This window comes from Rhodococcus sp. DMF-1, from assembly GCF_021441945.1.
Lineage (GTDB): Bacteria > Actinomycetota > Actinomycetes > Mycobacteriales > Mycobacteriaceae > Rhodococcus > Rhodococcus ruber.
Window position 1 is genome coordinate 250,040 of the sequence record NZ_CP090442.1, and the last position, 19,205, is coordinate 269,244.

The window sequence follows — 19,205 nt, forward strand, 5'->3', positions numbered from 1 at the left end:
TTGAACAGCGATCACACCGTCGTGGGCGACGACGCCCCGACCGTCGCGGGCGACGACGTCGTCGTCTCCGCCCGTCGCGTCACGAAGAAGTTCGGCGGCACCGTGGCTCTCGACGGTGTCGACCTCGCCGTGCACCGCAGCGAACTCGTCGTGCTGCTGGGCCTGTCCGGCTCCGGCAAGTCGACGCTGCTGCGCTGCCTCAACGGCCTGCACAGCGTCACCGACGGGGCCGTGGAGGTGGCCGGCACCCGCGTCGATCTGGCGTCGCGCGCCGAGCTGCGCAACCTGCGCCGGGACGTGGGGTTCGTCTTCCAGCACTTCAACCTCGTCGGCCGGCTCAGCTGCCTCGAGAACGTCCTCGTCGGCGGACTCGGACGGCTGCGCGTTCCCCGCTACGGCGCCGCGACGTACCCGAGGCGGATGCGCACCGAGGCCCTCGCCCATCTCGACCGCGTCGGGTTGGCCGACCTCGCGGACCGTCGCGCCGACACCCTCTCCGGTGGGCAGCAGCAGCGAGTCGCGATCGCGCGGACGCTGATGCAGCGCCCCACCGTCCTGCTCGCCGACGAACCGGTCGCGTCCCTCGACCCCGAGAACGCCGGGGTGGTGATGGACCTGCTCTTCCGGGTGTGCATGGAGGACACGCTCACCGTCGTGTGCACCCTGCACCAGGTGGACCTTGCGCTGGGCTGGGCCCATCGGATCGTCGGCCTGCGCGGCGGGCGGAAGGTGCTCGACCGGCCCGCCGTGGAACTGAGCCGGGCCGACGCCATGGACATCTATCGACGGGTCGACCCGGCCGCCCAGCCGGCCTCGGCGCCGACGGGACCGTCGTGAGCACCGCCCTCGCGCCCGCGCCGCCCGACCGCGTCGGGCGGCACCTGCCGGGGTCGGCCGTCCGCCGCCGGCGTCTGCTGGGGACGTGCGGGGCTGTCGCGTTCCTCGCCGTCCTGGCCTCCGCCCGCTACATCGACTTCGCCCCCGCGGCGCTGCTCGACGGGCTCGACGACGTCGCCGGCCTGCTCGGCCGCATGCTGCCCCCCACCCTCGACGATCCGGGCCGGATCTGGAAGCTCGCCCTCGACACCCTGCTGATGGCGGTGCTCGGCACGGTGCTCGCGACCGTCGCGTCGGTGCCGCTGGCCTTCCTGGCCGCCCGCAACACCACCCCGCACCCCGCCGTGTACACGGTGGCGCGCGCGATGATCACCTTCTGCCGGGCGGTGCCGGACCTGCTGTTCGCGGTGCTGTTCGTCCGCGCCCTCGGGATCGGCGTCCTACCCGGCGTGCTCGCGCTCGCCCTGCACTCCATCGGCATGCTCGGCAAGCTGTTCGCCGACGCCGTCGAGCAGACCGAGCCCGGGCCCCGGGAGGCGGTCCGCAGCACGGGGGCCGGGTACGTCCGCGAGATGATCAATGCCGTGTTGCCCCAGGTGGTTCCCGCCTGGCTGGGGACGTTCGTCTACCGCATCGACATCAACCTGCGTACCTCCGTCGTGCTCGGATTCGTCGGCGCCGGCGGCATCGGGTTCGCGCTCCAGGACGCCCTGCGCGGTCTGGTGTATCCGCGGGCGCTGGGCATCGTGTGCGTGATCCTCGCGATCATCGCCGCGATGGAGGTGCTCGCGGTCCTCGTCCGGCGGACCCTGCTGGCACCCACCGATCCGGATCCGCGCCGCGAGAAGGCCGCGCGACTCATCTTCTCCGGCGCGGTCGCCGCCGCCACCGTCGGTGCGCTGATCAGCCTGCGTATCGACCCGCGCGCGCTGCTCACGTGGATCGGCCCCTCGCTCGAGGTGTTCACCCGTCTGCTCCCGCCGGACTTCACCGCGGTCGGCGGCAAGCTGGTCGACGCCGTGCTCCAAACCCTCGCGATCGGTGCGGTCGCCACGGCCGCCGGCATCGTGCTCTCGCTGCCGTTCGGGATACTCGCCGCCCGCAACGTGTCCCCGCATCCGGCCGTGTACTGGTCGGCGCGCTCGGTGATCCTGTTCGTCCGCGCGGTGCCCGAACTGATCCTCGCGGTGATCTTCGTCGCCGCGATCGGACTCGGCCCCGTCGCCGGGGCGTGCGCGCTCGCTCTCGGATCCGTGGGATTCCTCGGCAAGCTCGTGGCGGACGCCGTCGAGGAGATCGACCCCGGTCCCGTCGAGGCGGCGCGGGCCGTGGGCTGCGGTTGGTGGAAGACGTTGTTCGCGGCGGTGATTCCGCAGGCGGTGCCGTCCGTGATCGGCTCGAGCCTCTACCTGCTCGACGTCAACATCCGCACCTCGACGGTGCTCGGCATCGTCGGCGCCGGCGGCGTCGGCTTCCTGCTCTTCGAGGCGATCCGGACCCTGAACTTCGAGTTCGCCGGAGCGATCGTGCTCGTCGTGTTCGCCGTCGTCTACCTGATCGAAAGGGTGTCGGGATGGATCCGGTCGCTGGTGGTCTGACGCGCGCGGCCGTGTGGACGGGCACCGGCGTCGACGTGCGCGACGTGCCCGTCCCGCGCCTCGGTGACCGGGAACTGCTGGTACGGATCCGGCTCGCGACGGTGTGCGGCAGCGACCTGCACACCGTCGCCGGACGACGGCCCGGGCCACAGCCGTCGGTGCTCGGACACGAGGCCGTCGGCGAGGTCGTCGCGGCCGGACCCGGTGCGGGGACCGTCGTCGGCACGCGGGTCGTGTGGACCGTCACGGCCTCGTGCGGTGCGTGCGACAGGTGCGGGTCCGGCCGGACCGCCAAGTGCCGGACCCTGCGCAAGGTGGGTCATGAACCTTTCGACGGCGCCTGGGGGTTGTCCGGCACCTACGCCCGGCACATCGTGCTGCCGGCCGGAGTGGGCGTGGTCCGGGTGCCGGACACGGTGCCGGACGTCGTCGCGGCCCCGGCGGCATGTGCGACGGCGACGGCGGTCGCCGCCGTCGAGGCGGCCGGTGACGTCGCCGGACGGCGGGTCCTGGTGTGCGGCGCGGGCATGCTCGGGGTCACCGCGACCGCGTTGTGCGCGGAGGCCGGCGCCGATGTGCGCGTCGCCGACCCGGACGCGGAGCGGGTCGCGGTCGCCGAGCGGTTCGGAGGCGTCGGCGACGAAGGCGGCTCCGTCGACGTCGCGCTCGACTTCTCGGGATCCGTCGTCGCGGTGGGGGAGTGCCTGCACCGGCTCGACGTCGGCGGCCGCCTCGTCCTGGCGGGATCCGTGACGCCCGGCCCTTCGGTATCCCTCGACCCCGAGGCCGTCGTGCGCGGGTGGCTCACCGTCACCGGAGTCCACAACTACGAGCCCGCCCACCTGCGTCGTGCCGTGGCCTTCCTGACCCGCACCGCGGGTACGTACCCGTGGGACGAGCTCGTCGCGGCACCGGTCCGGCTCGACGACGTCGCGCACGCCCTGCGTCGGCCCGCCGCGCCCGCCCTGCGGGCGTCCGCCGCCCCGTGAGGTCAAGCCCCGTGAGCGCGCACTTCTCGTGGCGACACGCCGGGCAGTGGCACGAGAAGTGCGCACTCGGCGGTCAGACCGGCGCGCCCGCCGATCGAAGTCGCGCCCGCACGCGCGCGACGATCGACGCGGGGCGCAGGCGAAGCTGCTCGGAGTTGACGCGGACGACGGACCAGCCCAGCGCCGCGAAGGCCTCGTATCGTTCGATGTCCTTGGTGCGCTGGCGCTCGTCCGTCCAGTGATGGATGCCGTCGTACTCGACGACGGTGCGCCATTGCTTCCAGCCCAGGTCGGCCCAGCCCAGAATGCGTCCGTCCACCCCTACGACCGGGACCTGGGTGCTGGGGCGGGGGAGGCCGCCGCGCACGAGAAGCAGCCGCACCCGCGTTTCCGGAAGCGACTCGGCTCCTGGGTCCACCAGCGCCAGGGCCTCCCGCAACCGCCGCACGCCACGGGCGCCGCTGTGCCGATCGGCCAGTTCGGCGACACACGCAGGATCCGAGCGGGTGGCACGACACAGTGCGTCGAGCTGTTCGACCGCGGCATCCAGGGCGAGGCGACGGCCGAGGTCGAACGCGGTGCGAGCCGGTGACGTCACTCGCATGTCTGCCAACTCGCACACCTCGTCGTCGGGGAGCGTCCCGGCGTGCACGACGACCCCTGCGGTGCCCCGGCGGCTACCGCGCCGGATCAGCTCCGCGGGCGCGGTCGCATCGATCCACCGGCTGCCGAACAGGGCCGCAGCCGAGTAGCCGGCCAGCACTCCGTCGCCCCCTGCCCAGAGCCATGCCGCTCGCGCGCGGCCGCTCGGTGTGACGGCCGCGTCCCGGTGGATGTACACATTCCGATGGACGCGCCGGAATCGCCGGAGCTGATGCGGCGTCAGAATGCCCGCCTGGACGGCGTGCGTCCCCAGGAACGGTTCGTCGAATTCCCCCATGATCGCCGAGAATGCCCGGTGGCCGTACCGGAGGGAACCGAGGTCACGGGGGCCTGTGGACAACTCGCGCGAGTGTGCACTTCTCGTGGCGACACGCCGGGCAGTGGCACGAGAACTGCGCACTCGACGGTCCACGAATGCGGCGAGGGCCGCGCGGGCACGTGCCCGCGCGGCCCTCGCCGCGAGTGGAGCTCTACTTGCTGGTGGTGGTGAAGGGCAGCAGGGCCATCTCGCGGGCGTTCTTCACCGCGGTGGCCACCTGACGCTGCTGCTGCGGGGTCAGGCCGGTCACGCGACGGCTGCGGATCTTGCCGCGATCGGAGATGAACGTGCGGAGCAGGTTCACGTCCTTGTAGTCGACGTACTCGATCTTCGCCGCGAACAGCGGGTTCTTCTTGGGCTTGCGGCCTTCCACGGCACGCGACTTCTTCGACGGGCCCCTCTTGACTGCCATGACTCGCTCCTCACCAGCTCGACTTGTGGACGCCGGGCAGCTCGCCGCGGTGCGCGAGCTCCCTCACGCGCACGCGTGAGAGCCCGAACTTCCGCAGGTGGCCGCGCGGACGTCCATCCGCAGCGTCTCGATTGCGCAATCGTACCGGACTGGCGTCGCGCGGCAGACGCTGCAGGGCGGTCTGTGCGGCGAGGCGCTGCGCGTCGGTGCTCGACGGTCGCCGCACGATCTCCTTCAGCTCCGCGCGACGTTCGGCGTAGCGGGCGACGACGAGCGCCCGCTGCTCGTTGCGTGCGATCTTCGACTTCTTGGCCATGACCTACTTCTCCTCGCGGAAGTCGATGTGGCGGCGCAGCACGGGATCGTACTTGCGCAGGACGAGCCGGTCGGGATCGTTGCGCCGGTTCTTGCGGGTGACGTACGTGTAGCCGGTGCCGCCGGTGGAGCGGAGCTTGACGATGGGCCGGATCTCGTTGCGGGCCATCAGAGCTTCACTCCCCGGGCGCGGAGACGGGCGACGACGGCCTCGATGCCGTCGCGGTCGACGGTCTTGATGCCCTTCGCGGAGAGCGTCAGGGTGACGCGGCGTCCCTCGGACGGCAGGTAGTAGGTCTTGCGCTGGATGTTCGGGTCCCAGCGCCGGTTGGTGCGGACGTGGGAATGGGAGACGGATTTCCCGAAGCCGGGCTTGCGTCCGGTCACCTGGCAGTGCGCCGACACGGCGGGCTCCCTTCTGTCGGCGCCCCGTGGGCGTAACGACAATCGTTTTCGACAAATGGCCCGAGCGACTGTACGCTCTCGGCGAGCTAATGACAATCGTTATCGAAAGGGGCTCCGGTGGACACCAGAACGCCGCTGATCGTCGTCTCCGGCCGGCGCGGACCCACCGAACGGACCGCGCGGGCCCTGCTGCGTCCGGGGACCGTCGTGGTGCATCACGACCTCGTCCACGTCGGTGAGGGCGTCGTGCGCCGCACCCTCACCACCGAGCACGATCACCGCCTCGACGTGCTCGAACTGGCCCACGGCTGCGTGTCCTGCACCCTCCGCGAGGATCTGCTCCCGCTGCTGCGCCGCCTGCATGCCCGCAGCAACGTCGACCGCATCGTCCTGCTGCTCGACCCGCTGCTCGAACCCGAGGCGTTGTGCTGGGCCGTCGAGCACGTCGTCGTCTCCGGCATCGTCGGGCAGATCGACGGGCCCGCCGCCCACGACGTGCGGATCGAGGCCACCGTCACCTGCATCGACGCCGCCACGTGGCTCGCCGACGCCACCGGCGACGAGGAACTCGACGACGACCGCACCGTCGCCCAGGTCGTCGTGGGCCAGGTCGAATTCGCCGACGCTCTCGTCGTCCGGCCCGGCGCCGACGGCTGGCACCAGGCGAAGCTGCATGCGGTGCTCGCCCGGCTCGCGCCCGACGCCCCCGTCGCGTGGGGTGAGGACGTCGACGTCGAACACCTGCTCCGGCAGATCCCCGCCGGGGCGCGGCGCGGGACGGTCTCCGACGCCCACTCGCCGCTGCTGCGCGGCCAGCCACCGCTCGGCGAGGACTGCGGCGTGCGGCTGCTCGAGTTCGGTGCCCGCCGGCCCTTCCACCCGCAGCGCCTGCACGAGGCGATCGACGTCCTCCTCGACGGCGTCGTCCGGGCTCGCGGGCGGGCCTGGGTCGCGACACAACCGGACACCGCGCTGCTGATCGAGTCCGCCGGGGAAGGGCTGCGCGTCGCCCACGCCGGACCGTGGCTCGCCGCGATGACTCCCGAGCAGCAGCAACGAGTCTCCGGCGAACGGCGCGTCATGGCGGCGCTGCGCTGGGACGACACCTACGGAGACCGCGACACCTCGATGGTGATTCTCACCCACGACGCCGACCCCGACGAGATCCGTCGCGCCCTGGAGTGGGCGCTGCTCACCGACGAGGAGTTCGCCGACCCGGCGGCCTGGCCGACATGGGACGACCCGTTCGGCGACTACCACGAAGACCCGTGCGACGACCTCCCGGCACCCACAGCCGACGCCGCACCGACAGAAGGAGAAGGACGAGCATGAAGCCCGGCATCCACCCCGACTACCACCCCGTGGTGTTCCAGGACGCGAACACCGGATCGACGTTCCTCACCCGCTCCACCGTCACCTCCGACCGCACGGTCGAATGGTCCGACGGCAACACCTACCCGCTGATCGTCATGGACGTCACCAGCGAGTCCCACCCCTTCTGGACGGGAACCGCCCGGGTGCTCGACGCCGCGGGCCGCGTCGAGAAGTTCGAACGCAAGTACGGCAAGCGCCGCCGTCCCTGACCGACCCACCCGAGGAGAACCACGATGGCAGTACCCAAGCGCCGGATGTCCCGGTCCAACACCCGCAGCCGACGCTCGCAGTGGAACGCGCAGGCCCCGGCCCTGGTGCCGGTCACCGTCGCCGGTGTCACCCACCACGTGCCGCGACGGCTCGTCAAGGCCGTGCGGCTCGGGGTTATCGACCCCGACGAGGTGTGACGGCCGGCGAGGGGATCGCCGAGGGGATCGCAGCACCCCCGGATTCCCTCGCCGGACACGCCGCCCTCCTCTCAGACACCTCTCAGCGGTCGGGTCCACACTGGAAGCCATGCGCATTCTGGTGGTCGACGACGACCGGGCGGTGCGGGAGTCCCTGCGCCGATCACTGAGCTTCAACGGATACAGCGTCGAGCTCGCCACGGACGGGCAGGACGCCCTCGAACACGTCGCGGCCGAACGGCCCGACGCGATGGTCCTCGACGTGATGATGCCGCGGGTCGACGGCCTCGAGGTGTGCCGCCGACTGCGCAGCACCGGCGACGACCTCCCCATCCTCGTGCTCACCGCCCGGGATTCCGTCTCCGAGCGCGTCGCGGGCCTGGACGCCGGCGCCGACGACTACCTGCCCAAGCCGTTCGCGCTCGAGGAACTGCTCGCCCGGCTGCGCGCGCTGCTCCGTCGCGCCTCACCCGACCCGGCCGAGTCGGAGGAGACGCTGCGGTTCGCGGACCTGACCCTGAACCCGTCCACCCGGGAGGTCACCCGCGGTGCCCGGTCGATCAGTCTCACCCGCACCGAGTTCGCCCTCATGGAAATGCTCATGGCGAACCCCCGCCGCGTCCTGAGCCGCAGCCGGATCCTCGAGGAGGTGTGGGGCTACGACTTTCCCACCTCGGGCAACGCCCTCGAGGTCTACGTGGGGTACCTGCGCCGCAAGACCGAAGCCGAGGGTGAGCCGCGCCTGATCCACACGGTGCGCGGCGTCGGCTACGTCCTGCGGGAAACCCCGCCGTGACCCGACTCGAAGGCACCGACCCGGATTCCGGGCGCCCGATGCGGCCCCCGCTGCTGCTGACCCGGTCGGTGCCGCTGCGCCGTCGTGTCACGCTGCTGGCGGCCGGCGCCGTGGCGATCGCCGTCGCGGTCACCTCCATCGCGGCGTATGCGGTGGTCGCGCGCGCTCTCTACGCCGACGTCGACAAGCAGTTGCGGGCGCGAGCCGCCGCGCTCGTCGAGAGCAGCACCCTCATCACCTACGACCCCCGCTACATCGGTGGCGCCCAGCTCTACAGCTCCGACATCAGCGTGGCGCTCGTCTATCCCGACCTGGGGCAGTACGTGCCGCCCGGATCCTCCGTCCCGATCGGCAGCGCCGAGTTCGCCGTCGCGAAGGGCGAACGGGAGTCGTCGCTGCGCACCGTCGGTCATCAGCGGGTGCTCGCGCAGCGCATCCCCGACGGCAGCACCATCGTCATCTCGCAGCGACTGCAGCCCACCGCGGACATCCTGAAACGGCTCGCGAGCGTGCTGTTCGTCGTCGGCGGGTGCGGGGTGGTGCTCGCCGCGGCCGCCGGCGCGACGGTCGGGCGCACCGGTCTGCGCCCCGTCGCGCGGCTCACCGCGGCGGCCGAGCGGGTCGCCCGCACCGACGACCTGCGTCCGATCCGCGTGACCGGGCACGACGAGCTGGCGCGCCTCACCGAGAGCTTCAACAGGATGCTGCGCGCGCTCGCCGAGTCGCGGGAGCGGCAGAGCCGGCTCGTCGCCGATGCCGGCCACGAGCTGCGCACCCCGCTGACGTCGTTGCGCACGAACATGGAACTGCTCATCGCGGCGAGTCGGCCGGACGCCCCGAACCTGCCCGAGGAGGACATGGCGGAACTGCGCGCCGACGTCGTGGCGCAGATCGAGGAGCTGTCCACCCTGGTGGGCGACCTCGTCGACCTCGCCCGCGAGGACGCACCCGAGACGGTGTTCGAGCCGGTCGACATCTCCGACGTCGTCGAGCGCAGCCTCGAACGGGCCCGGCGGCGCCGCTCCGACCTCGACTTCACGGCCCACACGGAACCGTGGTTCGTCTACGGCGACCAGGCCGCGCTGTCGCGGGCGGTGCTCAACGTCCTCGACAACGCCGCCAAGTGGAGTCCCGCCGACGCCGAGGTGCTCGTGTCGATGCGCCAGCTCGGGCCCGGCCTGATGGAACTGACCGTCGACGACGCCGGCCCCGGCATCCCGGAGGAGGACCGCGAGCTGGTGTTCGAGCGGTTCTACCGTTCGACCGCGTCGCGGTCGATGCCCGGATCCGGCCTGGGCCTCGCGATCGTGCGGCAGGTCGTGATGAAGCACGGCGGCACCATCGCGGTCGACGCCTCGTCGCGCGGGGGCGCCCTCGTCCGGATCGTGCTGCCCGGCGCGCCGCACCTCGAACACCCGGCGGATTGACAGGAAAATCGGCGTCGGGTCTAAGCGGACTCTCAGCCGCCGCGGGCATGCTGGGAAGCCGACGAGCCACCGACCCGGCGGCCGTGTACACGAAAGCGATGAGATGAGCGAGGACCCCACCCAGGGTGGCGGCCACCGAGAGCCCCACCAGCCGATACCGCCCCAGCCGAATCCCTACCAAGCCCCCTCCGGTCCGGGGTACGGGCACACCGCGCCGTTCGGCGCCCCGCCCCAGCCCGCGCCGGGACCCCAGGGCGCACCGCGGTCCGCGCGGGGCCTGCTCGCCCTCGGCGCCGTCGCGCTGGCACTGGTCAGCGGCGGCATCGGCGGCGCGGTCGGCGCGTGGACCACGCAACAGTCGACCGGCGGTGCGTCCGTCACCAATGCTCTCGACGCGCCGAGGCCGTCCACGACGACGGTCGCCGCCGCGCCCGCGGGGTCGGTGCAGGCCGTCGCGCAGAAGGTCGTGCCGAGCGTCGTGCGCATCGAGGTGGTCGGCCGCACGGCACAGGGCGAGGGCTCGGGGGTGATCCTGTCCTCCGACGGCCTGATCCTCACCAACAACCACGTCGTCGCCGGCGGCGGCGCCGGCGCGCAGCTCACCGCATACTTCTCCGACGGAAGTTCCGCTCCGGCGACCGTCGTGGGGACCGATCCGATCTCCGACATCGCCGTGATCCGGGCCGAGGGCCGCACCGACCTCACGCCGATCGAGCTCGGCGATTCCGCCGCCGTGCAGGTGGGCCAGCAGGTCGTCGCGGTCGGCTCACCGCTCGGGCTCGAGAGCACGGTGACCACGGGGATCGTCTCGGCCCTCGACCGGCCGGTGTCGACCAGCGGGGAGACCGGGAACCAGAACACCGTCATCGACGCGCTGCAGACCGACGCCGCGATCAACCCCGGCAACTCCGGTGGCGCGCTCGTGGACATGGACGGCCGGCTGATCGGCGTCAACACGGCGATCGCCACCGCCGGTGGACAGTCCGGATCCATCGGTCTCGGCTTCGCCATCCCGGTCGATCAGGCCCGTCGCATCGCCGACCAGCTCGTCGACACCGGGAAGGCCACCCACGCCATCATCGGCGTGCAGGTGCCGTCGCAGAGCGACGTGCGTGGCGCCCGGGTCATGGAGGTCACCGCGGGCGGACCGGCGGAACGGGCCGGAATTCCGAGTGGCGTGGTCATCACCAAGGTCGACGACCGGCTCGTCACGGACGGGGACTCCCTGATCGCGGCCGTGCGCTCGTACGCGCCCGGCGATACCGTCCGCATCACCTACACCGACGCTCAGGGTGGCGGCGAGAAGACCGTCGAGGTGCAGCTCGCGGAGGCGGAGGCGGGTGGCCGATGAGAGCAGAATCGACCGCCGGGTTCATTCTCGGACATACAGCTCGTTCGACGGACAGGGGAACTACGGTGGGCATCATGGAATTCGAAACCCCCAGGACCGGACGAGCCCTCGTGGTGATCGTGGACGACCGGGTAGCGCACGGCGACAACCCGGACTCCGCCGGACCGCTGGTGACCGAACTGCTCGCCGAGGCGGGGTTCGCCGTCGACGGTGTCGTCACCGTGTCGGCCGACGAGGTGGAGATCCGCAACGCCCTCAACACCGCCGTCATCGGCGGTGTGGACCTGGTGATCTCCGTCGGTGGGACCGGGGTGTCGCCGCGCGACGTGACGCCGGACGCCACGTCCGACGTGCTCGACCGGGAGCTCCAGGGGATCGGCGAGGCGTTGCGCTCCTCGGGTTTCTCCGCCGGCGCGATGGATGCCGGCCTGTCCCGCGGTCTGGTCGGGCTGTCGGGGTCCACGCTGGTCGCCAACCTGGCGTCGTCGCGCGCCGCGATCCGCGACGGCATGGCCACACTGTTGCCGCTCGCCTCGCACGTGATCGAGGAACTGTCGCGAGTGGAGGGATAGCCATCACAGGCACGGACGAGAGTGCTGCCGGTGCGTCGCCGGACGACGCACCGCAGCGCGGCGACGCCGGCCGGGCCCGGATCGACCGGGCCCGGCTCCGCCGCGTCTTCGGTGACGTGCTCCCCGAGACGACTCGCGACGAGCGCTCGCCGGGCGACGAGTCGTCCGACTCGGACGAGTGGCTGCGACGGCAGGTCCCGCCCCACCACGGCAGTGTGTGATCTACCCCACTTACAGTTGTTTCCCGAGGGGCGGTCGTTCATTTCTCGGCCGACCGTTCGAAATCTCTTCGTAACCCTTCCGCTCGGCGTTTCACCTTGATCATCGGCACCCTTTCAGGTGAGGTCGATCACCGTCGCACCGGGCGGATGCACCGCATCACACCCCGGTTTGCGGGTGTCACCTGTGGGTATGCACGAATGCGGATAAGCCGAACCTAAGATTTGACATCGCGCGGCCTCTGTGTGCCGCCGTGGGTGCTGGTCACCCGTTGTTTCACTGGGCCGAAACATTTCCGTCCCGGCGGGGCTCTGCGCGCCGACGTAGCCGTTGCTGGGGTTCGAGGTCACGGTCTAGTCTCTGTCGTGGTTCGCTGAGGTCAAGATCAACGGCACACGTCGCGGTCTTCATCACGAATCGGAAACGCAACCGTGCGGATGACGCACACGTCGCACCGGCGGGCGGGTGCCCGCCGGTGTTCATGGTGTGGCATGCCTCGCGGGCGACAGGGCAGTTGTCGGACGCGTGTGCGTGACCCGGCACGCAGAGAATGGATGAGGCATTCATGAAGATGCAGACGCGACGCGGTGTGAAGGCCGCCCGCAACGTCACGGTGGCCGCCGCCGCCGTGTTCGGCCTGGTTCTGGGATCGACCGGGACCGCCGGCGCTGTGGTCGACGACCAGAACCGGATCGTGTCGGACGGTCACGAGGTCGTCGTGACCCAGGAGGACACCTTCATCCAGGGTGTCCCCCCGATCGGCGGTAGCCCGCTCAGCCGTGAGTGGTTCCACAACGGTCGTGGCATCGCCAACATCGTCGGCCCCGACGCCGCGGACTTCGAGGGCTCGACGTTCCAGTTCGGCTACCAGTTCGCGTGGTCGGCCGCGGTCGACGGCTCGATCGGCGTCAGCTGGGCCAGCCCGGAGGCAGAACTCGAGGCCACTCGTTCGGTTTCGTACGACCCGCTGTACGAAACGGATGAAGAGGGCGAACCGATCACGGATGAAGCAGGCAATCTCATCCCTCAGACCGACGAGAGCGGGAACCCGCTCTACGTTGCCGTCCCGGGGGCTGAGGATGTTCTGACCGTTGGTAGCCTCCTGCCCCAGTTCACCGCCGGCATCGAGCTGACCCCGGCCCCGGGCATCGAGGAGCTCGTCGTCGCCGAGGGCGAGTTCGACGGCGACTTCAAGTCGGTCCAGATCGCCAACGTGCACGGCGCCGCGACCGGCGTCATCGGCGCGGTCTCGGTCCGCCCCTTCGTCCGCGTGATCACCGCGAACGGCGACAACGTCACCACCTACGGCAAGGTCTGGACGATCTAGTCCTGCTCCGCCTCACCCCGCAGTAATCCCCACCAAGAAATACGGAGAAATCATGGGAATCAAGTCGCGTGGCTTCAAGGCCGCACGTAACGCCGCGGTGTCCGGTGCCGCCGTCCTGGGCCTCGTCCTCGGTGCGACCGGCTCCGCGCAGGCTGCGGTCGACGATCAGAACCGGATCGTCTCGGACGGCCTCGAGGTCGTCGTGACCCAGGAGGATACCCACATCCACGGCGTGCCGGCCCTGGGTGGCAGCCCCTTCAACCGTGAGTGGTTCCACAACGGCCGCGGCACCGCGAACCTGATCGGCGCGGACGCCGCCGACGCCGAGGGCACCACGTTCCAGTTCGGCTACCAGTTCGCGTGGGCCGGCAGCATCGACGGAGCCATCGGCGTCACCTACTCCACCCCGGGCCTGGAGCTGGAGCTCTCGGCTTCGGACGGTGCGACCGCCACCGTGACCGACATCCTCCCGCAGGCCTACGCCGAGCTCGAGCTGACCCCGGCTCCGGGCATCGAGGAGCTCGTCGTCGCCGAGGGCGAGTTCGACGGTGATTTCAAGACCGTCCAGTTCTCCAACGTCCATGGCACCGCCTCCGGCGTCATCGGCGCCGTCCAGGTCCGTCCGTTCGTCCGCGCCATCACCGCGAACGGCGACAACGTGACCACCTACGGCAAGCCCTGGACCGTCTGACACGACGTTCCGGCCACAGGCTGAAACGGGTTGGGCCCGCTCGGAATTCCGAGCGGGCCCAACCTTTTTCGGTGCAGCGGGGTGGCCGTGCCTACCGCTCCCGCTCCTCGAGGCTGGGCTTGGCGTGTGCGCCGCTCTGGCCGGCCTGCAGCTCGAGGATGTCGCGGATCTGGATGAGCAGGTCTTCGGCGCTCGCCTTGGTGTCGTCCTTCTCGGTGGCGAACTTCTTCTTGGCGGCGTTCGCCGGGACGATCAGCACGAAGTAGACGACGGCGGCGATGATGAGGAAGTTGATGATCGCCGACACCACAGCGCCGAAGTTGAGGAAGGTCTCGGGGTTGTCGGGCAGGATCTGGACGCCCCAGCCCATCTCGTTGTCACCGCCGATCGCCGCGATGAGCGGTTCGATGATGTTGCTGGTGAAGGCGGTGACGATGGCCGTGAACGCGGTGCCGATGACGACCGCGACGGCGAGGTCGAGCACGTTTCCGCGGAGCAGGAAATCCTTGAAGCCCTTCAGCATGGTGCGTCTCCTTGACAGGTGTTGTCGTCGTGCTCGCAGTCGCACCATAAACCAGCAGGTGTGCGGCTCAGACCGAAATACGAGACGTCGTCCGGCCCAGTGCAAGGTGACTGTCCGGCCCGGTGCAAGGTCACTGTCCGGCCCAGTGCAAGGTCACCGTCCCGCTCAGTGCAAGGTCACCGTCAGTGCGCTGACGAGTGAGGCCGCGGCCACGGCTGTCGCCGGCTCGGGCGGCAGCGCGAGCAGCACCACCTTCTCTCCGCGGTTGTTCGTCTCGTCCGTTCCCTGAGCCAGCACGACCGTCGCCCCCGTCGCCAGCACCCGTACCTCCGGTGCCGACGGGGCAGAGGCCTCGGCGACGGTGAGGACGTCGACGAGGTCGCCTTCGCGGAGCAGATCCCCGACGCCGGGGTCGGCCAGGCGGACCGGCACCACGCGGGCCGCGCTGTCGCCGGTGGTGGCCGCCGCGAGGCGCGGCCCGAGCATCCGCACCCCGACGAGGACTTCGCCGGCGGGCACCGGTCCGGCCAGGGTGTGACCGAGGGCCTCGGCGGGATCGGTGAGGGCCCCGGACGGGAGCTGGGACGCGTCGCGCTCGACGACGGTGACGTCGTCGACGGTGAGGGTCTGCCCGGGCCGCAGGTCGCGGGCGGCGACGACCGTGCGGGTCCGGTCGTCCGACGCGCCGCCGGTGACGGCGGAGACCGCCGCGACCCCGACGAGACCGGCCGCGATCGCGCGGCGCACGGCGACGGTGCGCGCCCAGCCGGGTCGTGTCAGCGCCGTGAGCCGGTCGGCCAGGGTAGGGTCGAGCGGATTGCGCAGGGGCAGGAACGAGAACGGGCCGGCGGGCATGGCCCGAACCCTAGGGGTTCGGTCGTGCCCGCCGGCCCGTCGAAGCGCCGATCAGGGGCGGACTGTGGATGAATCGTCCGCTTGTGGATGAACGGTGTCAGCTCGCGGCTGCGGCCGGAGCCGAGGTGCTCGACGACGTGCTGGAGGACGAGCTGCTCGACGACGATGCGGCCGGCGACGAGTCGGACTTCGCCGGCTCGCTGGCGGTGCTGCCGCCGCTGCGGGAATCGGTGCGGTAGAAGCCGCTGCCCTTGAAGACGATGCCGACCGAATTGAACAGCTTGCGCAGCTTGCCCGAGCACTCGTTGCATTCCGTCAGGGCGTCGTCGGTGAACGACTGCACGATGTCGAAACGGTTGTCGCAGGACGTACAGGCATAGGAGTAAGTGGGCACCGGTAGATCCTCCGCGAGTTGGTTGGCGACCGCAGCGTTAGCACTCTACAGCCGACAGTGCCAACATCGCTACTGGGGTTCCCTATTCCCCGTCCCGGCCGACCCGTTCAGCGGCACCAGGCCGCGGCCGGGCGTCAGGGCCCAGCCCATCCGGATGTCGTGGGGATCCTCGGGCAGTTCCGGTACGAGTTCCTCGTCGCGGACCACTGCCACGAGGACGGTGTCGGCGGCCGCCAGATGCAGCGTCCGATCGTAGAAGCCGGCCCCGCGGCCGAGTCGCACGCCGCGCTCGTCCACTGCGAGCGCCGGCACCAGCACGGTGTGCGCGCGGCGCACCTCCTCCGGTCCCAGTGCCGGCCCGGTGGGTTCGAGCAGTCCGTACCCGGCCGGTGCGAGCCCACCGGCCCCGGTGTACTGCGCCCAGTCCAGGGTGCTGTCCGCCCGCGTGAGCGGCAGCAGCACCCGGTTTCCGGCCTCGCAGAGCGCGTCGAGCAGGGACAGCGCGCCGGGCTCGGACCCGACCGGGACGTAGGCGCACACCGTCGCCCGGTCGGGGGCCAGGGACCGTGCCGCCGCGGCGAGGGCGGCGTCCTCCCCGCGGCGCTCCTCGTCGTCACGGACCCGTCGCGCGGCAACGATTCGGGCCCGCCATTGTGACTTGGAGAGTGCGCTCATACCCGTCACCTTAGGATCTGACCTATCTACCGGGTGGTAGCCGAAAGTTAGGGTGGGATCTATGACGAACAATGCGACCGGTGCAGCGGGCCACTTCCGCACGGCAGTGGTTCCCGCGGCCGGCCTCGGTACGCGCTTTCTGCCCGCGACCAAGACCGTGCCGAAGGAACTCCTCCCGGTGGTGGACACGCCGGGAATCGAGCTCGTGGCGGGGGAGGCCGCGGACTCGGGTGCCGAGCGACTGGTGATCGTGACGGCGCCGGGCAAGGACGGCGTCGTCGCGCATTTCGTCGAGGACCTGGTCCTCGAGTCGAAACTGAAGGAGAGCGGCAAGTACCACCTGCTCGAGAAGGTCCGCAAGGCGCCGGGGCTGCTCGAGGTGGAGTCGGTGGTGCAGGAGCAGCCGCTCGGACTCGGGCACGCCGTCGCGTGCGCCGAGGCCGCCCTCGATCCCGACGAGGACTCCGTCGCCGTCCTCCTGCCGGACGACCTCGTGTTGCCGCGCGGAGTCCTCGAGACCATGCAGCGGGTGCGGGCCAAGCGCGGCGGCACGGTGCTGTGCGCGATCGACGTGCCCAAGGACCAGGTGAGCGCCTACGGTGTCTTCGACGTCGAAGAGGTGCCCGACGCCGTGAACCCGGACGTGCTGAAGGTCGTGGGCATGGTCGAGAAGCCGGCGCCCGAGAATGCGCCGTCCACGTTCGCCGCCGCCGGGCGCTATCTGCTCGATCGGGCGATCTTCGACGCGCTGCGCCGGATCACTCCCGGTGCGGGCGGTGAACTGCAGCTCACCGACGCAATCGCCCTGCTCATCGAGGAGGGTCACCCCGTGCACGTGGTGGTCCATCGGGGCACTCGACACGACCTCGGAAATCCCGGCGGCTATCTGCGCGCTGCGGTTGACTCTGCGTTGAACAGCGAGGAGTACGGCCCCTCCCTGCGGGAGTGGCTCGTCGAGCGCCTGAAGCACTGACGGCGCGACAGGTCGGGAGGACGAGAAGCGGTATGCGGTCGGTCGAGGATCAACAGGCCAGGGTCACGGCGGCAGCGGTGGCGCCCCGGCCGGTCCGGGTCGCCATCTCCGAGGCGCAGGGCCTGCTCTGTGCGGAGGAGGTCGTCACCGAGCGGCCCCTGCCCGGCTTCGATCAGGCCGCGATCGACGGCTACGCGGTGCGCAGCGTCGACGTCCAGGGTGCGGGCACCGATGCGATCGGCGACGACGGCGAACCGATCGAGTTGACGCTGCCCGTGGTGGGCGAGGTCTCGGCCGGGTCGCGTCAGCCGATCCGGCTGCAGCCGCGGCAGGCGGTGCGGGTGGACACCGGGGCGCCGCTGCCGACCCTCGCCGACGCCGTCCTTCCGCTCGACCGCACCGACGGTGGCCGCGCGCGTATCAAGGTCCTGCGTCCCGTCCGGTCGGGTGAGTACGTCCGCCGGGCGGGCGACGACGTCCAGCCCGGCGATGTCGCGGTCCGGGCCGGCACGATCATCGGCGCCGCCCAGGTCGGTCTGCTCGCGGCGGTCGGCCGCGACAAGGTGCTGGTCCATCCGCGTCCCCGGCTGTCGGTGATCTCCGTCGGCGGCGAGCTCGTGGACGTGGACCGCACCCCGGGTCCCGGCCAGGTGTACGACGTCAACTCGTACGCCCTGGCGGCGGCCGCCCGCGACGCAGGCGCGGACGTCAACCGCGTGGGGATCGCCAGCACCGACCCGAAGCGCCTGCGGGAGGTGGTCGAGGGCCAGCTGATCCGGTCCGAGATCGTCGTGGTCGCGGGAGCCGTCGGCGGTGGTGCGCTCGAGGAGGTGCGCGAGGCGCTGGCAGACCTCGGCAAGCTCGAGGTGGAGCGGGTGGCGATGCACCCCGGCTCGGTGCAGGGATTCGGCCAGCTCGGCCGCGACGAGGTGCCCACCTTCCTGCTCCCGGGGAATCCGGTCAGCGCGCTGGTCGTGTTCGAGGTGATGGTGCGGCCGCTGATCCGTATCGCGCTCGGGCGCCGGCAGCCGATGCGACGCGTCGTCACGGCCCGCACCGTCACGCCGATCACCTCGATCCCGGATCGCAAGGGATTCCTGCGGGGGCAGCTGATGCGCGACGAGGCGACGGGCGAGTACATGGTCCAGGCGCTCGGTGGTGCGGCGGGCGCGTCGTCGCACCTGCTGGCGACGCTGGCCGAGGCGAACTGTCTGGTGCTGATCGATCCGGAGGTGACCGAGGTGCGCACCGGCGATCCGGTGGACGTCGCCTTCCTCGGACAGCGCGGCTGATGAGCCGTCATCCGGGATGGCCGGCGGAGCTGGGTCCGCTGCGGGTCGCCGGTGGACTGGTCACGGTGCGGCCGATCCGGTTGCGCGACGCGGCGGTGTGGAGCCGGCTGCGGATCCGGGACCGGGCGCACCTCGAGCCGTGGGAGCCCACCGGGGACGTGCCCTGGGAGATGCGTCATCACATCACGGTGTGGCCCGGGCTGTACCGCAGCCTGCGGGCGGAGGCCCGCCGGGGTCACATGCTGCCGATGGCGATCGAGCTCGACGGGGAGTTCTGTGGACAGATCACCGTGGGCAACGTCGTGCGCGGTGCGCTGCGGTCGGCGTGGATCGGCTACTGGGTGGCCAAGCACGTCAACGGCCTGGGTGTGGCCACGGCCGCGGTGGCGCTCGGGTTGGACCACTGCTTCGGCCCGGCCGGGTTGCACCGGGTCGAGGCCACGGTGCGGCCGGAGAACGTCGCGAGCCGCGCGGTGCTGCGCAATGTGGGTTTCCGCGAGGAGGGCCTGCTGCGGCGCTACCTCGACGTCGACGGGCGCTTCCGCGACCATCTGCTGGTCGCCATGACGGTCGAGGAGGTACCCGGCAGCGTGTCCGACGTGCTGATCCGGGGCGGCCGGGCCGGCTGGGCCTGACGGCTGTAACGCAGATTACGTGTAGCGATGCGTAGTAATACCCACACGTGGGTATATGCGTGTGACTAGAGTGAAGAGAGTGTCACATGGTTCGCGTGACTCGTGTGACAGCTGTAGTCATCTGAGTCGGCGTTTCTGTCCTGGTGACGGCCTCGG

General features: G+C 71.0%; 24 protein-coding genes. 15 read left to right on the forward strand and 9 right to left on the reverse strand.

The features are described from left to right. The 3 genes from phnC to LZP97_RS01285 are packed head-to-tail and all read left to right on the forward strand — an operon-like array spanning window position 1 to window position 3,424. A complete protein-coding gene (gene phnC, locus LZP97_RS01275; RefSeq protein WP_017679443.1) occupies window positions 1-837 on the forward strand; it encodes a phosphonate ABC transporter ATP-binding protein in 837 nt (278 codons plus the stop codon). After that, entirely contained in the window at window positions 834-2,435 is a 1,602-nt protein-coding gene (phnE, locus tag LZP97_RS01280) for a phosphonate ABC transporter, permease protein PhnE (RefSeq protein ID WP_040274409.1), read from the forward strand. Before phnC ends, phnE begins: the two co-directional genes overlap by 4 nt. After that, complete coding sequence (locus LZP97_RS01285) at window positions 2,411-3,424, forward strand: zinc-binding dehydrogenase (protein WP_010593020.1); 1,014 nt, start codon at window positions 2,411-2,413, stop codon at window positions 3,422-3,424. The genes phnE and LZP97_RS01285 overlap by 25 nt, the downstream gene beginning before the upstream one ends. 73 nt (window positions 3,425-3,497) lie before the next feature. On the opposite strand, the gene LZP97_RS01290 is transcribed toward LZP97_RS01285, so the two are convergent. From LZP97_RS01290 to rpmB, 5 genes are all read right to left on the reverse strand, one after another. Beyond that, the gene (locus tag LZP97_RS01290) at window positions 3,498-4,364 is read right to left on the reverse strand and encodes a DUF559 domain-containing protein (protein ID WP_017679446.1); all 867 of its coding nucleotides are present in this window, start codon (window positions 4,362-4,364) and stop codon (window positions 3,498-3,500) included. A 193-nt stretch (window positions 4,365-4,557) separates the two neighbouring features. Then, on the reverse strand, window positions 4,558-4,818 hold the full coding sequence (rpsR, locus tag LZP97_RS01295) for a 30S ribosomal protein S18 (protein ID WP_003937779.1): 261 nt from the start codon (window positions 4,816-4,818) through the stop codon (window positions 4,558-4,560). A gap of 10 nt (window positions 4,819-4,828) precedes the next feature. Next, complete coding sequence (gene rpsN, locus LZP97_RS01300; protein WP_017679447.1) at window positions 4,829-5,134, reverse strand: 30S ribosomal protein S14; 306 nt, start codon at window positions 5,132-5,134, stop codon at window positions 4,829-4,831. A gap of 3 nt (window positions 5,135-5,137) precedes the next feature. Next, window positions 5,138-5,302 (reverse strand): 50S ribosomal protein L33, encoded by a 165-nt coding sequence (rpmG, locus tag LZP97_RS01305; protein WP_003937781.1) that lies wholly within the window; start codon window positions 5,300-5,302, stop codon window positions 5,138-5,140. Further along, window positions 5,302-5,538, reverse strand: coding sequence for a 50S ribosomal protein L28 (rpmB, locus tag LZP97_RS01310; protein WP_017679448.1), 237 nt, complete (start codon window positions 5,536-5,538; stop codon window positions 5,302-5,304). The genes rpmG and rpmB overlap by 1 nt, the downstream gene beginning before the upstream one ends. A gap of 117 nt (window positions 5,539-5,655) precedes the next feature. On the opposite strand from rpmB, the gene mrf reads away from it, so the two are divergent. The 9 genes from mrf (at window position 5,656) to LZP97_RS01360 (ending at window position 13,702) form a co-directional block, all read left to right on the forward strand. Then, entirely contained in the window at window positions 5,656-6,870 is a 1,215-nt protein-coding gene (gene mrf / locus LZP97_RS01315; RefSeq protein ID WP_017679449.1) for a ribosome hibernation factor-recruiting GTPase MRF, read from the forward strand. After that, entirely contained in the window at window positions 6,867-7,121 is a 255-nt protein-coding gene (locus tag LZP97_RS01320; RefSeq protein WP_234574946.1) for a type B 50S ribosomal protein L31, read from the forward strand. Before mrf ends, LZP97_RS01320 begins: the two co-directional genes overlap by 4 nt. A gap of 24 nt (window positions 7,122-7,145) precedes the next feature. Continuing rightward, window positions 7,146-7,319: a 50S ribosomal protein L32 gene (gene rpmF / locus LZP97_RS01325; protein WP_026137468.1), complete on the forward strand. Its 174-nt coding sequence runs from the start codon at window positions 7,146-7,148 to the stop codon at window positions 7,317-7,319. A gap of 109 nt (window positions 7,320-7,428) precedes the next feature. Further along, window positions 7,429-8,115 carry a response regulator transcription factor gene (locus tag LZP97_RS01330; RefSeq protein ID WP_017679452.1) on the forward strand — a complete coding sequence of 229 codons (687 nt, stop codon included), beginning with the start codon at window positions 7,429-7,431 and terminating at the stop codon, window positions 8,113-8,115. Window positions 8,116-8,153: 38 nt separating this feature from the next. After that, the gene (locus tag LZP97_RS01335; RefSeq protein WP_234575096.1) at window positions 8,154-9,542 is read left to right on the forward strand and encodes a HAMP domain-containing sensor histidine kinase; all 1,389 of its coding nucleotides are present in this window, start codon (window positions 8,154-8,156) and stop codon (window positions 9,540-9,542) included. Between the two features lie 103 nt (window positions 9,543-9,645). Next, on the forward strand, window positions 9,646-10,893 hold the full coding sequence (locus tag LZP97_RS01340) for a S1C family serine protease (protein WP_010593013.1): 1,248 nt from the start codon (window positions 9,646-9,648) through the stop codon (window positions 10,891-10,893). A gap of 74 nt (window positions 10,894-10,967) precedes the next feature. Then, complete coding sequence (locus tag LZP97_RS01345; protein ID WP_026137469.1) at window positions 10,968-11,465, forward strand: MogA/MoaB family molybdenum cofactor biosynthesis protein; 498 nt, start codon at window positions 10,968-10,970, stop codon at window positions 11,463-11,465. A gap of 784 nt (window positions 11,466-12,249) precedes the next feature. Next, window positions 12,250-13,011, forward strand: coding sequence for an MspA family porin (locus tag LZP97_RS01355; protein WP_234574947.1), 762 nt, complete (start codon window positions 12,250-12,252; stop codon window positions 13,009-13,011). A 52-nt stretch (window positions 13,012-13,063) separates the two neighbouring features. Then, on the forward strand, window positions 13,064-13,702 hold the full coding sequence (locus LZP97_RS01360; RefSeq protein ID WP_064065662.1) for an MspA family porin: 639 nt from the start codon (window positions 13,064-13,066) through the stop codon (window positions 13,700-13,702). A gap of 91 nt (window positions 13,703-13,793) precedes the next feature. On the opposite strand, the gene mscL is transcribed toward LZP97_RS01360, so the two are convergent. The 4 genes from mscL to LZP97_RS01380 all read right to left on the reverse strand — a co-directional run bounded on the left by mscL (window position 13,794) and on the right by LZP97_RS01380 (window position 16,149). Further along, window positions 13,794-14,225, reverse strand: coding sequence for a large-conductance mechanosensitive channel protein MscL (gene mscL / locus LZP97_RS01365; protein WP_234574948.1), 432 nt, complete (start codon window positions 14,223-14,225; stop codon window positions 13,794-13,796). Between the two features lie 165 nt (window positions 14,226-14,390). Then, window positions 14,391-15,080, reverse strand: a complete 690-nt coding sequence (locus LZP97_RS01370; RefSeq protein WP_017679458.1) for an RcpC/CpaB family pilus assembly protein — start codon at window positions 15,078-15,080, stop codon at window positions 14,391-14,393. A gap of 97 nt (window positions 15,081-15,177) precedes the next feature. Then, a complete protein-coding gene (locus tag LZP97_RS01375; protein ID WP_017679459.1) occupies window positions 15,178-15,474 on the reverse strand; it encodes an FmdB family zinc ribbon protein in 297 nt (98 codons plus the stop codon). 69 nt (window positions 15,475-15,543) lie between these two features. Beyond that, window positions 15,544-16,149, reverse strand: a complete 606-nt coding sequence (locus LZP97_RS01380) for a 5-formyltetrahydrofolate cyclo-ligase (protein ID WP_048771979.1) — start codon at window positions 16,147-16,149, stop codon at window positions 15,544-15,546. Between the two features lie 61 nt (window positions 16,150-16,210). On the opposite strand from LZP97_RS01380, the gene LZP97_RS01385 reads away from it, so the two are divergent. From LZP97_RS01385 to LZP97_RS01395, 3 genes are read left to right on the forward strand one after another with little or no spacing between them, the layout of a single operon-like run. Beyond that, window positions 16,211-17,122, forward strand: a complete 912-nt coding sequence (locus LZP97_RS01385; protein ID WP_003937797.1) for a UTP--glucose-1-phosphate uridylyltransferase — start codon at window positions 16,211-16,213, stop codon at window positions 17,120-17,122. 32 nt (window positions 17,123-17,154) lie between these two features. Continuing rightward, entirely contained in the window at window positions 17,155-18,414 is a 1,260-nt protein-coding gene (gene glp, locus LZP97_RS01390; protein WP_010593006.1) for a molybdotransferase-like divisome protein Glp, read from the forward strand. After that, window positions 18,414-19,049, forward strand: a complete 636-nt coding sequence (locus LZP97_RS01395; protein WP_010593005.1) for a GNAT family N-acetyltransferase — start codon at window positions 18,414-18,416, stop codon at window positions 19,047-19,049. Before glp ends, LZP97_RS01395 begins: the two co-directional genes overlap by 1 nt. The last annotated feature ends 156 nt before the right edge of the window (window positions 19,050-19,205 follow it).